This is a genomic window from Candidatus Bathyarchaeia archaeon, from assembly GCA_041447175.1.
In the GTDB taxonomy this organism is placed as follows: Archaea; Thermoproteota; Bathyarchaeia; order Bathyarchaeales; family Bathycorpusculaceae; genus JADGNF01.
Genome location: CP166960.1, coordinates 1,741,958 through 1,757,229 on the forward strand (window position 1 = coordinate 1,741,958; position 15,272 = coordinate 1,757,229).

General features: G+C 49.8%; 15 protein-coding genes. 2 read left to right on the plus strand and 13 right to left on the minus strand.

Annotated features, from left to right (window positions below; all coding sequences use genetic code 11):
- Window positions 1-471, minus strand: a complete 471-nt coding sequence (locus tag ACBZ72_09035; GenBank protein XES76315.1) for a flavodoxin family protein — start codon at window positions 469-471, stop codon at window positions 1-3.
- A gap of 100 nt (window positions 472-571) precedes the next feature.
- Here ACBZ72_09035 and ACBZ72_09040 point away from each other — a divergent pair, with 100 nt between their 5' ends.
- Window positions 572-1,777: a hypothetical protein gene (locus ACBZ72_09040; GenBank protein XES76316.1), complete on the plus strand. Its 1,206-nt coding sequence runs from the start codon at window positions 572-574 to the stop codon at window positions 1,775-1,777.
- On the opposite strand, the gene ACBZ72_09045 is transcribed toward ACBZ72_09040, so the two are convergent.
- The 5 genes from ACBZ72_09045 to ACBZ72_09065 form a co-directional block, all read right to left on the minus strand.
- Window positions 1,762-2,913 carry a 4Fe-4S binding protein gene (locus tag ACBZ72_09045; GenBank protein XES76317.1) on the minus strand — a complete coding sequence of 384 codons (1,152 nt, stop codon included), beginning with the start codon at window positions 2,911-2,913 and terminating at the stop codon, window positions 1,762-1,764. The two genes, ACBZ72_09040 and ACBZ72_09045, sit on opposite strands and share 16 nt — an antisense overlap.
- A gap of 118 nt (window positions 2,914-3,031) precedes the next feature.
- A complete protein-coding gene (locus ACBZ72_09050) occupies window positions 3,032-4,102 on the minus strand; it encodes a M24 family metallopeptidase (protein ID XES76318.1) in 1,071 nt (356 codons plus the stop codon).
- A 397-nt stretch (window positions 4,103-4,499) separates the two neighbouring features.
- A complete protein-coding gene (locus tag ACBZ72_09055) occupies window positions 4,500-4,748 on the minus strand; it encodes a zinc-ribbon domain-containing protein (GenBank protein XES76319.1) in 249 nt (82 codons plus the stop codon).
- Between the two features lie 206 nt (window positions 4,749-4,954).
- Window positions 4,955-5,452 (minus strand): 4Fe-4S dicluster domain-containing protein, encoded by a 498-nt coding sequence (locus tag ACBZ72_09060; GenBank protein XES76320.1) that lies wholly within the window; start codon window positions 5,450-5,452, stop codon window positions 4,955-4,957.
- A 2-nt stretch (window positions 5,453-5,454) separates the two neighbouring features.
- Window positions 5,455-7,311 carry an aldehyde ferredoxin oxidoreductase family protein gene (locus ACBZ72_09065; protein ID XES76321.1) on the minus strand — a complete coding sequence of 619 codons (1,857 nt, stop codon included), beginning with the start codon at window positions 7,309-7,311 and terminating at the stop codon, window positions 5,455-5,457.
- Between the two features lie 144 nt (window positions 7,312-7,455).
- Between ACBZ72_09065 and ACBZ72_09070 the strand changes: the two genes are divergently transcribed.
- Entirely contained in the window at window positions 7,456-7,836 is a 381-nt protein-coding gene (locus ACBZ72_09070) for a MoaD/ThiS family protein (GenBank protein ID XES76322.1), read from the plus strand.
- A 107-nt stretch (window positions 7,837-7,943) separates the two neighbouring features.
- Here the strand turns inward: ACBZ72_09070 and ACBZ72_09075 are convergent, their stop codons facing one another.
- From ACBZ72_09075 to ACBZ72_09105, 7 genes are all read right to left on the minus strand, one after another.
- Window positions 7,944-8,447 carry a 4Fe-4S dicluster domain-containing protein gene (locus tag ACBZ72_09075; GenBank protein XES76323.1) on the minus strand — a complete coding sequence of 168 codons (504 nt, stop codon included), beginning with the start codon at window positions 8,445-8,447 and terminating at the stop codon, window positions 7,944-7,946.
- A gap of 1 nt (window position 8,448) precedes the next feature.
- Window positions 8,449-10,359 carry an aldehyde ferredoxin oxidoreductase family protein gene (locus ACBZ72_09080; protein XES76324.1) on the minus strand — a complete coding sequence of 637 codons (1,911 nt, stop codon included), beginning with the start codon at window positions 10,357-10,359 and terminating at the stop codon, window positions 8,449-8,451.
- 240 nt (window positions 10,360-10,599) lie between these two features.
- Window positions 10,600-11,094, minus strand: a complete 495-nt coding sequence (locus tag ACBZ72_09085; GenBank protein ID XES76325.1) for a hydrogenase maturation protease — start codon at window positions 11,092-11,094, stop codon at window positions 10,600-10,602.
- A gap of 55 nt (window positions 11,095-11,149) precedes the next feature.
- Complete coding sequence (locus ACBZ72_09090; protein ID XES76326.1) at window positions 11,150-12,601, minus strand: Ni/Fe hydrogenase subunit alpha; 1,452 nt, start codon at window positions 12,599-12,601, stop codon at window positions 11,150-11,152.
- On the minus strand, window positions 12,598-13,578 hold the full coding sequence (locus ACBZ72_09095; GenBank protein ID XES76327.1) for an oxidoreductase: 981 nt from the start codon (window positions 13,576-13,578) through the stop codon (window positions 12,598-12,600). Before ACBZ72_09095 ends, ACBZ72_09090 begins: the two co-directional genes overlap by 4 nt.
- Window position 13,579: 1 nt before the next feature.
- Entirely contained in the window at window positions 13,580-14,470 is an 891-nt protein-coding gene (locus ACBZ72_09100) for a CoB--CoM heterodisulfide reductase iron-sulfur subunit B family protein (GenBank protein ID XES76328.1), read from the minus strand.
- Window positions 14,457-15,017, minus strand: a complete 561-nt coding sequence (locus ACBZ72_09105; GenBank protein ID XES76329.1) for a 4Fe-4S dicluster domain-containing protein — start codon at window positions 15,015-15,017, stop codon at window positions 14,457-14,459. Before ACBZ72_09105 ends, ACBZ72_09100 begins: the two co-directional genes overlap by 14 nt.
- Between the last annotated feature and the right edge of the window lie 255 nt (window positions 15,018-15,272).

The following is a 15,272-nucleotide window of genomic DNA, read 5'->3' on the forward strand; positions in this document are numbered from 1 at the left end:
TCAGTTAAGTTGATTAATGAGGTTTGCTACTTTGGCGCCGAGTTCTTCGCAGGCTTTCAAGTCTTCAGGCTGAGGCGCTCCCTTAACTGCTACCCCATAGTGTTGTCCTGAGGCGTTGCCCTGAATTATCATGCCGTGAACAAGCATGGCTTGCAGGATGCTTAGCAAGGTGGTTTCGGCGCCGCTGGCTATTCCGCCGCTGCTTGTGAATGCTGCCCCAACCTTCCCGGTTAGCTTCGTGTGCAATTCAACCGAATCATCAATGACCTGTTTGAGTTTGGCGGACATTTCGCCGTAGTAGGTTGGTGACCCCATGATGATGCCGTCGGCGTCCAGAAAATCTTGGTTAACCGTGTTTTCTGCCCGCTTAACCTCAACGGTTGCCCCTGCATTTTCGGCTCCTTTGGCAACTGCCTGAGCCATCTTTTCGGTGCTTCCACTTTTCGAGTCAAAAACAACAATGATCTTCATAGTTTTTTCCTCCGTAATACAGGTATTGTCATGATATTTTTGGGTTTTTAGTCAAGAAAGGCTTATTTCTCCATCACTTCAATTAATGTTTGAAAAGCTAATGAAGTTTGTAGGTTTACCGTTGCTGATTATTCTGGTTATCGCTCTGGTGGGGGTCCCCGCCACGTACATTTCCTACACGACATGGGGTTCAGGCTCAAACCCAGACTTATACTTCGGCGTCTCCTACGGGCAAAACAGCACCCAAGGGGCAAAGCTGCTCATCGATGAAGTGAAAGGCTACTCAAACCTGTTTCTCATTAACTCATGGGACATAACCATCAACGAATCTGCACTCAACGAAGTTGCAGACTACGCCGCAAATTCAGGTTTACACTTCATGGTTTTCTTTTCATTCATATCTAACCAGACGTATTCGTGGCATCAAACATGGCTGGACACAGCAAAGCAACGTTGGGGAGACATGTTCCTTGGCGTTTACCTCTACGATGAACCAGGCGGATGGCAAATTCAGCAAGGACAATGGAACAACGGCTCATACGTACGGGCACTTTTCCAGAACACATCATCGCCACAAGAAGCCGCAGCCAAATTCGTAAGTTTAGGCACCTCACCCAGCTTTAACAGCATGAACGACCTCAAACGCCGCGGCATCCCCGCCTTCACCTCCGACTTTGCCCTGTACTGGTACGACTACATGGCAGGCTACAGCAGCGTCTTTGTGGAGTTGGGTTGGAACAACAGCCGCACCCAACAAATCGCCCTCGTCAGAGGAGCCGCCCAATCCATGGGCAAAGACTGGGGCGCCATCATCACATGGACATACATGCAGCCGCCCTACATAGCCAGCGGACCTGAAATTCTGCAGGACATGCACCTTGCCTACGACGCAGGCGCCAAATACATCGTCGTCTTCAACTACCCCACCAACCCCGAAGGCAACCCTTACGGCATCTTAAACGAAGAACACTTCTCCGCCATGCAGCAGTTTTGGAGCTATCAACAAAACACCGCAAGAGCCACAGAACAAGCCGCCGCAACGGCAGCTTTGGTTCTGCCGCAGTATTACGGGGGAGGCTTAAGATGGGCTGATGACAACGTTTGGGGACCAGCAAGCCTGTCTTGGCGGGCAGCTTGGCCTGAGGATACGCAGACGCCTCTGATTTGGCACAACTTTAACCTGCTTTCAGACACGTACGGATTAAGGCTGAATGTGGTTTTCGACGGCACCAACGCCATCAACCTCGTCAAACAATACGACAGGGTATACCTATGGAACCAGACCCTAAACTACGCCACACTCTGAGACAGGTTCGGTTTTTTCTTGCGCAGATGCTTAAACCACTCGTAGGCATCTGATTTGCCGACAAGTTCCACCTGTACAGCACCTTTGTCGCATTCAATGTAGCACTCAAAACATTTCGTGCAACGAGCAAGGGAGCCTCCGTCCACCAAGTTTATGCCTTGAGGGCAAACCCTCTCGCAAGCCTTCGCATCCAGCTGCCGACACGTCCCGCAGTATCCCAGATGATAGTCTTCGCAGGTTTTGGGACAGCCCTTCATGATGCATTCCTCTGCTTGTATTTTGGGCTTTAGGAAGGGGCTAATCGACCCCGCAACGTTCAGAACCGCGCCTACAGGGCAAATTTTCCTGCAAAAGAACCGTTTCTCCCTCAAACTGAGCAGAACCGCCACCACTGGGAGCAAATAAAGCTCCAGAAGAATGGGCATCATCTGACCCGTGAGGGAGGTCCACGCTTTGAGGTGAAACATGCCGCGGGTGGCTACGCCAATGGGGCAAACTGCACAGAAAACGGGAAAACGGAAAATCGCCGAGCCAACCACAGCCGAACCCAGTATGCCACTTGCCGCGACGCCGCCAAACTTGCTGCTCAAAAGCCTGCCAAAGGGACAAGCTGAACAAGCCACCGTGCTTAGCGGGGAACCGTTTTTGGCTGTTTCTTTTTCTTTGCTTTGCTGCATTCGTTTTTGGCGTTTCGCATCCAAGCCCCGCATGAAAGTGGCAACTGCTTTGTCAAACCCGTCAATGATTGACCCAAGAGGGCACACCCAACTGCAGAACACATTACCCAACACAAGGACAGGTAGCAAGAAAAGGAGCAGAGCTACAAGGGTGAAAAAAAGGTATTCCATGTCGATGAAGCCCGTGGCTAAAACCTGCAGTCCCCCAACGGGGCAAATTAGCCACGCCCCGGGACCTATCTGGCCGTAGGCGTAGGTTTCGATGCTGCATACCGATTGCCCGAAAGGCAAAGTGAAAAGGGGCGCACTTAACCCGCCAAACGTGAGACTGTAGACGGAAAGTCGGGGTGCCGTGGCGAAGTAAGCGATTGGCGCTATGAAGAAGATTAAAAATACGGCTTTACTGGCCCATCGGGCATACCGAATTAGTTTTCGGCGGTCACCACTCTTCTTTATCAACACGTTCCCCAAACTCTGACAACACAAAGGCAAGAAGCGTTTTTCTTATAGGACATAAGATACTGTGAATAAAAATATCTTTCCAAAACCGTCGAAAAGGTTTGGCGACAAAAAAGGGTTATTCCCGGGTGAGCTTGTAGGGGCCCGCAGTGAATTTTTCCGCGCCCTGCTCCGTCACGAGCACGGTGTCTTCGATGCGCACGCCTCCAAACCCAGGCAGGTAAATGCCAGGCTCAACCGAAACCACATTCCCCGCCTCCAAGGCGTCCTTGCTTTGGGAGGTTAGGTTGGGAAACTCATGCACTTCTAAGCCTACCCCATGACCCAAACGATGCACAAAGTAGTCGTCATAACCAGCGGACGCGATGACTTTTCGGGCGGCGGCATCCACCTCAGCTATCGGCATACCTGCCTTCACGCGTTTAACTGCCGCTGACTGCGCGTCCAATACAACGTCGTAAATTCGCTGCTGCCTCTCTGAATGGTTCCCCGCCACAAACGTGCGGGTCATATCAGAACAGTAATAGTTGAAAGTCGCGCCGATGTCCACCACCACAAGGTCACCCTCACGTATGATGCGGTCGCAGCAGCCACCGTGCGGAAACGCCGAAAACGTCCCCGAAGCCACGATGCTTTCAAACGCCGTCGGACCCCCACCGCGCCTGCGCATGGCATACTCAAGCTCCGCCGCCACCTCAAACTCCCGTACCCCAGGCTTAACGGCTTCAGAGGCGGCTTCCATCGCTATGCTGGTGAGTTCGCCTGCTTTACGCATAAGCGCGATTTCGCCAGATTCTTTGACTGCCCTAAGCGCCTGCACGGGGCGGTTAGTGACTTCAAGCGTCACTTGAGGCTCAAGCTCTTTGACTAAGCTTTGCCAAACGTTTACACTTAAACCGTCCACTGCGAGGCTTTTGATGCCGAGGGTTTTGGCTTGGACGGCAAGTTTTGCGGTCAGGTTCTCGTCGGCGCGAACCAGCTGCACGTCGACGTCTTTGCTTTCGGCTTTTGCTTGCTCGTAATTCACACCGTAAACGTAAGCGGTGGCTTCTTTTTCGGCGGATATGAGAAGGGCGGTGGTTCCGGGGAAGCCAAGGAAGTAAAGCTGGTTTGGCCCGTTAAAGATTAGGTATCCGTCAAAGCTGTTTTGGGCGAAGGCGAGTTTTTTGAGGCGGTTGATTCGGTCCAAGCGTTAGCACCACCAAGATGGTTAGCACACGAGCTTGTAAGGTTTCCGAACCCCGCTTTGGTCAACTGGGGTTATGGGTTTTTGGGAAAACAAACATTGAGCGGTTTTTTCGCAGATTTCTTTTTTATGTTTTTTCTCCCATTGAACAAAAAGAAAAGCGCGCGTAGCGCAAGTTGCAGTAGCGAGGGGGTAACGCAAGTTAAAAGCCAGATACCAAACAGGCGAAGGAGTAGGTGCAAAATAGACAAGCAAAAGCACACAGGATAGTATTACGCCAACAGCAAGAAACATGAAACCTAAAAGAAGCTTTAAGGAAGTGCGTATCTCGCCCGTCTCTTCCAGAAACGTAGTTGTTTGGATGTGTAAAAGTGACTGATAAGAACGCCCCCAACTACGCCTATAATGGTGAGGCCCAAGCGGGAATTATTGGAAGATGATGAACGGAACCAAAAATCCAGCAAACATAAAAAGCAGCAGCCTCCACGAGGAAAGCGGAAACGGTTAAAAATGGGGTTTGGCGGGTCCCGACGAGATAAGGGTCAGAAAGCGTAACCACACTGGCGGGAACCGCGGTTGTTTTTAGGGGAGCAAGACACCGGGGGCAGAACCGCATGTCATCGGTTACGTCTTGCCCACAATTACTCAATACCGTACAGTCACGCCTCAAAGCCCCCTGAGCTTTGTTTAGCGGAATCCATATTTAAGGAAAGAGGAACAAAAATCGCAACAAAACAGGTGTGTTCAATCATCTTTTTGTCAAAGCTAACAAAAAAGAAGCCTGTCATGCATTAGATAATCGTATAAGTGGTCTAAATACAAAAAGTTGGAGAGGTGAAAAGCCCTCTGTTGGATTTATTGGGGTTTTCTGTCTTGGAACAGCTTCTTGATGGCGCTGATTCTTGCCTTCTGCGCCAACACGTCACTTGTCACGAGAGTCAAGGCTTCTTCGGGGCACCACTTGACACATTGGGGCCCATCCTCGTTGTCCTTGCACAGGTCACATGTGTAAACTATCTTGGTTTCAGGGTGTAGCATCATGGCGCCGTAGTCGCAGGCTTCAATGCACCAACCACAACCGTTGCATTTGTCCTTGTCAATATTGACTGTGCCGGTCTCTTCGGACTGCGATAAGGCGTCGCGGGGGCAAGCAGCGATGCATGCGGGTTCCTCGCAGAGTCTGCAGGTGACTGCCATGTTTACAACTTGGTTTTGGCGCACAGCGCGTATGCGGGATTTGAGTGGGTTGAAGGCTTTCTCTTTGTTGTTGGAGCAAGCGTACTCGCAAATTTGGCACCCGACGCATTTTTCGGGGTCGCATGAAACGAATTTCCGTTCGTGTATCTTTACCATCTTTAAGCCTCCTCTTTGGATTCAACTATACTGGTTAACTCTTCCATACCCAGTTCCGCAAGCTTAGCTTTGGTGGGCACACCATCAGGATCCCAGCCGCGAGCTTCGTAGTAGTCGTCAAGCATTAGGTTAAGCTCGTCTTGGGTTACGACGGCACCTTTGACTGGACCATCGTCTGGGATGGGTTCATTCATAACTTTCCATGGAAGCGTGTCGTCAGCGCGGGTTAAACCTTCGCGGATGTTAATGAGTCGAGCTAAAGTGTTAACGCGTTCAGCTGAGGCAGTTAGTTCTTCGGGTGTAATGTCGTAGCCAGTGACTAAGCCGTAGAGTCTTGCGAGGTCTTCGAGTTCTTTGTAGAAGGAACCACGGGAATTCTTGCAGACTATGAAGGAGTCAATTAACGCGTAGGAGTCTTCAAGGTCTTTGACAATTTTGCCTCTGCCTTTTTCGGCTTTGAGGCGGTCCACTCTGCCTTTCATGTCCACGACGTAGGCGCTGCTTCGGTTGTGGTCGGCGCCACGGAAAGAAACCGCATAAGCCAACGCGGCAGTTTTGAGGCATCGGAGGTCGTAGCCTGTAACCTCTAAGCCTTTAATGTGCTGGGCAAGTTTCTCGGTGCCTTTGCCAATCTTTGCTGCTGCAGCTTTCACGCCATCAGCAAGGGTGTCGCCGATGCCTTCACGTTTGCCCATCAATTCGATGAGTTGAAGGAGAGATTCCACGTTGCCAAAGTGGGCGTCCATTCCTAGGTCTTCATGGGTCAGGATTGCTCTCTCGTGAACATCCATGATGAAGCCTATTGTTACACCCGTGCTTTGAGCGTCCATGCCGTAGTAGTTGCAGAGTTCAGCTGCTTTAATGAGGGCGTCAAGTTTGCTTACGCCAGTGTAGGGTCCCAAAGCCCAGAGGGAATCGTACTCCATTCGCGCCATGGTTCCCTTGTAGGGACCTTCGCGGACGACTGCTTCATGCTCGCACCTCATGGGGCAGGAACTGCAGGCGATAATTTTTTGGATGTATTTTGCGTTGAGTGCTTCACCGCTGACTTTCTCGGCGTCTTCAAACTTTGCGCTGCTGTAGTTGCGGGTGGGCATACAGTTCATTGTGTTATTAATCAGAATGTTTTCTACGGTGCCGAGGGTGCGGTATTTCTGGGTAGAAGGACCTTTCATGCGTTCATGGAATTCTTTAACCATTTCCATGAATTCAGTCGGTTTGGCTGTCACGATGTCTTTGGTCCCGCGAACTGCAATGGCTTTGAGGTTTTTGGAGCCCATAACTGCGCCTAAACCAGTTCGGCCAGCGGCACGGGTTTTCTCGTTGATTATGCAGGCAATTTTACTGAGTTTCTCGCCAGCCATACCGATGGCGGCAACACGCACGTAGTAGTCGCCAAGTTCATCTTTGATTGCGTCTTCTGTTTCGCTGGGTGATTTGCCCCAAAGCGAGGAGGCATCCAGCAACTGAATTGAGTCATCGTCAATCCACAGGTAAACTTGCCTGTCAGCTTTGCCTGTGATGATGACGGCGTCATATCCAGCGCGTTTTAGTTCTGAACCGAAGGTGCCGTGGGATACTGCTTCGCCGACGGCTCCGGTTTCGGGTGATTTGGAGATGAAGGCGTGACCGTTTCCACCAGTTGGGAACATTGTTCCAGAAACTGGACCTAACGCTAAAACAAGCGGGTTTTCTGGGCTTAGGGCGTCAACGCCTGCGGCAGAGTTTTCGAGCCACAATTTCATGCCTAAGCCTATGCCACCAAGGTATTTTTTGGCGGTTTCTTCGTTGAGCTTTTCAGTTCTCGTCTTTCCCGTGGTTAAATCGACGTAAAGAACTTTACCTGCATAACCGAGCAAACATGTGTCCTCCATATGTTTGGAAATTATTAGTCATTTGAAAACTATATTAACTTAATGGCTTTCAGGGTTGGAAAAACACGACCAAACGATGATTCTATTTGTCGTCATGAACAAAAATTCATAACGCATCGCGATGAGGTAATGTTGAAATGCGGCGGGCAAAGAGAAAAGAAATATCAGAAGCCCAACCCAATTTCTTACCTGCAGATAGCTGCAACCGACGAGGCGCAGGATATGAAAATAAAAGTCCACTATTTAGGATTGGTGAAGACCTACACAAACAAAACCCAAGACGACATTACGCTGGCAGACAACGCAAAACTCTCTGACCTTATGAACAAGATGGCAACAGAGTTTGGCAAACAATTCACGGCTGACATCTACGAGCCAGGCGAGGCAGACCTAAAAACCATGTTCACCGTCATGATTAACGGCGTTGTTTCAGGGCAACTTGGCGGCTTAGATGCCAAACTGAAAGAGGGCGACAACGTCATTTTGATGCCGCTCATGACAGGCGGATAAACAAGAGAAAGCAAGTTTTAACAAAGAAAAAAATTCTCAAATATTGTTAAAATATCAAAAAACAAAAAGAAAGCGCAAAGCGCTTTTCAAGCCTAACTTATGCGTGTTTACTTTTTGCTTTCGGCAGTTTGGAACAGGTTCTTGATGGCTTTTGCACGTGACTTCTGTGCCAACTGTTCTGCGGTGACGAATGTGAGGGCTTCTTCGGGGCACCACTTGACACATTGAGGCTCTTTTTCATCGGTGTCAGTGCAGCAGTTGCAGGTAAACACAACCTTCTTTTCAGGGTGCATGTTCATGGCGCCAAACTGGCACGCGGCAATGCACCATCCGCACCCGTTGCAGGCGTCTTCGTCCACCCGAATAATTCCCGTGTCCTCTTCCTGAGACAAAGCATCGCGGGGGCAAGCAGCTATACAGGGTGGGTCTTCACAGTGCCGGCAGGTGACAGCCAAATTTGACAGAGGCCCAATTCTCATGGCACGAATTCGGGATTTTGAGGGGTTGAAGGTGTTATCGTTGACCATACTGCAGGCGTATTCACAGACACAGCAGCCGATGCATTTCTCGGGGTCAGCGGAAACGAATTTTCGGTCTTGAGAGCGCACCATTTTAGTTGCCTCCCTGAGCTTTTGCGGCTTCAGCTCTTTCAGCTTCAGCTGCCTTCATGGCGTCTTCTGCGATGTAGGCGTATTCACTTAAGCCCACCTTCTCTAAGCACTCTAAGGTTGGAATGCCGTCTTTGGTCCAGCCGCGTGCAGCGTAGTAGTCGTCTAAACCAATTGCCATTTCCTCATCAGTTACGTGAACGCCTTTGGCGGGTCCTTCATCAGGGACGGGGAAGTGCTTTATCTTGTAGGGGACATCGTCGTATTTGCGTGTGCCTTTGCCTTCGCGGAGGTTAAACAGTTTGGCAAGGTTTTCAATGCGGTCGCCGTCCATCATCATTTCTTCAACGGTGATTGGGATACCAGTGGCAAGGGTGTAGTACTTGACAAGGTCATTCCAGCCGTCGTAGTAGGTGCCTCGGCTGAATTTACAGACAATAAGCGAGTCAATGATGTTATACATGTAGCTTTCAGTGACAATCATCTTGCCGCGTCCAGCCTCAATCTTGAAACGGTTCACTTTGCCCTTCACGTCAGGAGAGTAAGCACCGTTTCGGAGGTGGCAGGCACCACGGAAAGAAACGCTAAAGCCAAGCGCGGCGGTTTTGAGGGTTCGCAAGTCATATCCAGGCAGTTCCAAACCTTTGATGTGGCACGCGTATTTGTAGGCGTCTCCACCAATCAATTCTGCGGCTTTGGCGGTTCCCTCTGCAAGGATGTTTCCAAGCCAACCTTCGCGTTTGCCTATTTTGTGAATAATCTCAATGAGCGCTTCAGCGTTACCGAATCGGAGGTCAATGCCGTCCGCCTGCTCTTTGGTGATGATGCCGTGCTCGTAAAGGTCCATGGCGAAGGCGACGACAACTCCGATACTGATGCCGTCCATGCCGTACTCGTTGACTACACGCATGGCTTCAATAACAGCGTCTAAACGGTCTATGCCACAGAGGGGCCCCATGCTCCAGAGGCACTCAAACTCCAGCCTGCTGGTGCTGCCCTTGTAGGGTCCTTCAGGAACAACTGCAATGTGGTCACAGCGCATACCGCAAGTAGCGCAACCAACAATCTTTTTAACATAATGCTCGTTTAACCATTCGCCACTGACTTTCTGGGCGCCTTCAAAGGTGGCGTTGGTCCAGTTTCGGGTGGCAAGAGCAGAAAGCGAGTTCAAAACAAGAACGTTTTCGGGAGTGCCCAAGGTTTTGTATTTCTTGGTTGAGGGACCTTTCATGCGTTCATGAATAAGTTTGACAAATTCTCTAAAGCCTTTCATGTCGGCGACGTTCACGTCTTTGGTTCCGCGAACTGCGACGGCTTTGAGGTTTTTGCTGCCCATGACGCCGCCCATGCCAGCGCGTCCGATGGCGCGGAATTCATCGTTAATTATGGCGGCGAACCTGCAGAGTTTTTCGCCTGCTTCGCCGATGGCGGAGACGCGGATATAGAAGTCGCCCAGTTCTTCGCGGATGGCTTTGTCGGTGTGGCCGACGGTGGCGTATTTGAGGTGTTCAGCGTCCATTATTTGGACGTTGTCGTCGTCAATCCACAAGTAGCTTAGTTTGGGGGCTTTGCCCGTGATTATGATGGCGTCGTAGCCGGCCCGTTTGAAGTCAGGTCCAAAGAAGCCGTGGGCTTCAGCGTTGCCGATGCAGCCAGTGGCGGGAGATTTTGACACCACAGCGTAGCTGTTGCCGCCTGTTGGACCCATGGTTCCGCTAAGGGGCCCAGTCATGTAGATGAGTGGGTTGTCGGGGTCGTATGCGTCTGTTCCAGGTTTTGAGTTGTCCATAAGGAGTTTGATGCCGAGTCCGATGCCTCCGATGTAGTCTTTGGCCAGTTTTTCGGATAAGGGCTCGGTTTTGATTTCACCAGTAGTCAAGTTTACACGCAGAATTTTTCCCGCGTAGGCATACATTATTTTTCTTGTCCTCCGTACGTCTGTTTGACTAATAGGCTGATATAGTGGATATAAACCTAATGGATTCCGAAGAGAAATATCACCGTGAAACTTGCAATTTTAACAAAGAGACCCGATATGCTTTTGCATGCACATCAAATATGGCACATAAATTACAATAAATCAAATAAAACCAGTATTGTTTTGCATTGATACAAAAACAGCCCCACAAGTAGCAAACAGTTCGTTTTCCAGCATCTACGAAAGAATCTTCAACAGCACCTCAACAACTCGACCCGCCGAAGCCGCAACCACCTCGGTCAAACCCTCCCCAAAATCCGTATTCTTCGGCTCAATAAGCAACAACGCAAGCTTGGTCTGCGCCATCTGGGTAATGTAGTCACAGAACACACGCAGAGGCAACATATGCGTCGTAATAGGCGGCACATTAACCACCTTCGCAGAATCATAAAGACGAACATCCCCAGGCTGCAACCCCAAAAGCGCCGCATCAATCAGCAGTACACGCGAAGGCTTCATCTCCACAATTTCATCCATGAAGCTTTCAGGCACCGTTTCGCACTCAATCAAATGCACTTTCGCCGGAACTTTGTCTTGAAGGTCCTGTACAATTTTAATGCCTACAAAATCATCCATACGAATCGGGTTACCTATGCCCGCAATGACTACGGTTTCTGCCCCAGTAAGCCAGTTTTTCAGTTCTTCTTCAAAGCCAAGGTTTACGTCGCTCAAAAGGTATACACGCCTATAGACAGAAAGAAACAAAAAGGAAAAGGGTTGGGTGGGTTTAGCGTTGCAGAGTCTGAACGCACTGCTTGTTGTTGTCGTAGACTTTAACTGTCAACGGCATTTGCCCGACTGCAAAGTGGGTTGCGCATCCAAAGCAGGGGTCGTAGGCGCGGAATGCCATTTCGACTTTGTTAAGGACGCCTTGGTCGCAGTTGCCGCCTTTGATTAAGCCTTTGGCTGCGTCGCGTATGCTCATGCAGATGGCGGGGTAGTTGTTGGTTGTTGCGACAATCATGTTGACGTCTTTGACAAGGGCATCTTGGTCTAAGGTGTAGTCGTGAATGAGGGTGCCTCGTGCTGCTTCAACGATGCCGACGCCTTGTCCGGGTTCGCCTGGCTTGTTGCGTATGTTGGTGCTGGTGATTTCAGGGTCTTTTGAGAGTTCGACTGCGCGTTCAGCAGCGTAAAGTAGTTCGATAAGTCGTGCCCAGTGGAACGCTAAGGTGCCGTGGACGGGTTTGCCCAAGGTCTTAAACATAGTCTCGTATTCTGCTTGTGCCAGTGGGGTTGCCATGCCGTCAGCAGCATTTAACCTGCCGAGAGGACCAACACGGTACACGCCGTTGTCGGCGCCATAGCTCATGCCGTTCCAGCCGATTTTCTTGAGGTAGGGGAACTTGCTGTAAGTCCAAGGCTCCACGTGTTCGGCGACGTGTTCAAGGTAGTCTTTGGCTTCGAATTTGACGAATTCTTTGCCCGCGGGGTCAACAACGCGGACTTTGCCGTCGTAGAAATTAGCATGGTTGTTGCCGTCGACGGTGCCCATGTAGTAGGTGTTCATTGTGTAGGCGTCGCTCTTAATCATGTCTAAGTATGTGCTGTTGCCTAAGACAAGGTCGTGGAAGGTTTTTAGAGAGAACTGTGCGAATTTGACGGTGGATTCAGACATGTCTTGGATATCTTTGCGGTCTGCTTCGTTTAGGGCTTTGCTGATGCCGCCTGGAAGCCCACTGACGGGGTGAGTTGCTTTTCCGCCAAGGATTGCGGTGATTTTTTGTCCATAAGCGCGGTGCTTGATGACTTCTTTGGCTACGTCCAGTCCTGCCTTCTCGATAACGCCCAAGATGTTACGTTTTTCTGGTGGGGCGTCGGGTCCAACAATGAAGTCGGGACCGCCTAAGAAGTAGAAGTGGAGAATGTGGTCATAGATGAAGTAACCCATGTATTGGAGTTCACGGAGTTTTTTGGCGGTGGATGGTGGGTCTACTTTGAAAGCTTGGTCGAGGGCTTTGGTGGCTGCGTAATGGTGTGCAACGGGGCAGACACCGCAGATTCTTGTGGTAAGTTGCGGCATGAGTTCTGCACGTCGTCCAATGCAGAATTTTTCAAAGCCTCGAAGTTCGGGAATTTTAAGGTAAGCGTTTTCCACATCGCCTTGGTCGTTAAGGAATATGGAGATGTTCCCGTGACCTTCAAGCCTTGTAATTGGGTCGATTAATACTTCTTTCATTTCTTCATCACCTTACGTTTAAGAATTGAAGCAGGCAAACTGTACATGTAGAATGTGCCTACTGGATCCTTAATTTGAGCCATCAGCTTTTCAACATCTTCGTCCGTGTACTGTCCAGGCTCCTTTTCCAAGCCCAGAATTGAAGCCAACGCAGTTATCATACCCGCACCAACCTCAGGCTGGTTAGGAGCAGCTCCGCCGCACCCTGTGCAGGGCATGTCAACTTTGAGGCATTGAGCACCGCAGCCACTGCGAGTAGCCATACCCATGCAGATGATACCTTGCTCCATTAAGCAGCGGTCGGGGTCAGGAGTTACCTCATAAACACGGTGAATTTCGCTGATTTTCTTGTTTGTCCTTGTTCGGGGGCATTCGTCACAGACGGCGGGCATCGGAGCGAGAACGGAGCCTTTAGGCGGCAGTTTCCCTGCGGCGATGGCGTCAATTGCGTTGACGATTAATTTCACTGGTGGAGGACAGCCAGGCAGAATGTAGTCAATGTCGACAACTTGTCCTAGAGTTTTGACGGTGTCGTAGAATTCGGGTATCTTTAGGGTGCCTTCTTTCACGGTGGTTGAGGTTTGGGGTACTGTTGCGTTGGGGTTAACGTTGGATTTGTCTTTGATGTAGACTTGCTCGAAAACTTCGGCTTTATCGTTGAGGTTAGCCAAGCCAGGTACGCAGCCTTCATGGGCGCAGGAGCCAAAGGCAACCAGCGTCTTTGATTTTGCGCGTAGCATTTTTGCCATGTGTTCCTGCTCGGAGTTCCGGATGGACCCGTTGAAGAACGTGATGTCGATGTATTTGTCGTCCATCGCTTCAACGTCCTTGTACTTGATGTCCAAGGCTACTGGCCAGAACACAATGTCGGCGATATTGACTACATCAAGGATTTTCTCGTTGATATCTAATACGGCTATTTCACAGCCGCCGCAACTTGCAGCCCAATAGAAGGCTATTTTCAGCTTATCACTCATTTTATTTTGCTCCCTCATTGAATTGTTCTAATAGTTTTTTAGTACTAACTCTGAGTTCGTTGAAGGCAAGTTCTTCAGGCGTCATGCCTAAGGCTAACCCAAGCAACTGTGGATAGTGCAGAATGGGAATGCCATAGGCTTCTTGGAACATTTTTTCTATACGCAGCTCGTTGGTGTCGTACATGATGTGACAGAATGGGCAGATAGTGATTAGAGCTTGCGCGTCCACCTGCTTTACGTGGCTGAGTTTGTCCCGGGCTAACTGCAGGGCAACTTTGTCGCTAACACCCACGCTTGGAGCACCGCAACATTCAGTCTCATCCATGTAGTCTAAGCAGGTTGCGCCTGTTGCTTCAACAAGGGTCTTAAGAGTCTGAGGGTCTTCAGGGTCGTCGAAACCTATGTACTCTTTGGGACGCAGAATATGACAGCCATTATGCTCAGCAACTTTAAGCATAGTAAGCGGCTTAACAACTGCTTTCTTAATGTTGTCCACGCCAACGTCGTCTTTTAAGACCTGCAACAGATGCTTCGCCTCAATAGTCCCCTTAACTTCTAAACCAGACTCTTTCAGGTGACCGTTAATTTGTTCTTTTAATGCCTTATCTTCCTTTAAAATCTTGTTAACCTTTTTCAAAGTTCCCGCGCAGCCCGGACACAAGGTGAGAATGTTTAAGCCTTGCTGCTCAGCTAACGCAATGTTTCTTGCAGCAAGAATCAGCATAGTTTCGTGGCTAACTGGGTCTAAGGGCAAACCGCAGCAGTTGAATTCAGGCATTTCCACAAGTTCCACGCCTAATTTGGATAGGACTTTGCGTGCAGAAAGCTCGTAGGCTGAAACGCGGTAAGGAATCGCACAGCCCAAGAAAATGAGGTATTTACTGTTTGGCATCTGATTCACCTTTATTTTCCACATGTTTCATAAAGCTGACGCCTTTGAGGCTCTTTTTGATGCTTTCAGGGTCACCTTTAGGCAGGGGGGGCAAACCCAGAGGTTCACGTTTTCTGAGGCGTAAATCGGGTATCTTGTAAGCGTAACCTGACTCCAAAACACTTGCACATTGATCTTTGAAAACTTGCGGCACAATTCCTTCTTCAGCAGCTAGGTTGCGAAGGACACGGATGACACTAGCAACTTCTACGCCTTGGGGGCAACGGTCAGTGCAGGTAAAACAGGCAGCACAGAGCCAGAGGGTGTCGCTTTTCAGAACGCGGTCTTTTAACCCGAGCCGAGCCATGTGTAGAAGAGTACGCGGCCGGTAGGAGTCGCTGTATCTTGCGACGGGGCAGTCGCTGGTGCAGGTGCCGCATTGGAAGCACTTCAGCAGTTTTTCGCCACCGTGCATCTTCATGATTTTATATTTGAATTTCGGGTCGAGTTCCGACGCTTTTATCGGATCCTTGGTTGTGTCTTTGATTGTTGATGCGTTTTCTGCCATTAGACAGTCCCCTTATTATGGTATGGTAACCCAAAGTGGTTGTTAATCCCATGGTCTTCGATGGTTAAGGTTAATAAAGTGGGTGATTGGATACGGCTTGGGATTGCATGTGCCTCAAGTTTTTCAACCAAGGGCAACATTCTGATGCACCATACGCGCATAGAGATTCAAAAAGCCTATTCCCAGTACATAAAGTTTCGGTCACATTTGCTTTTTTCTTTCCATGTTAAATTCAAGATTGAAAGTGCTCAACAC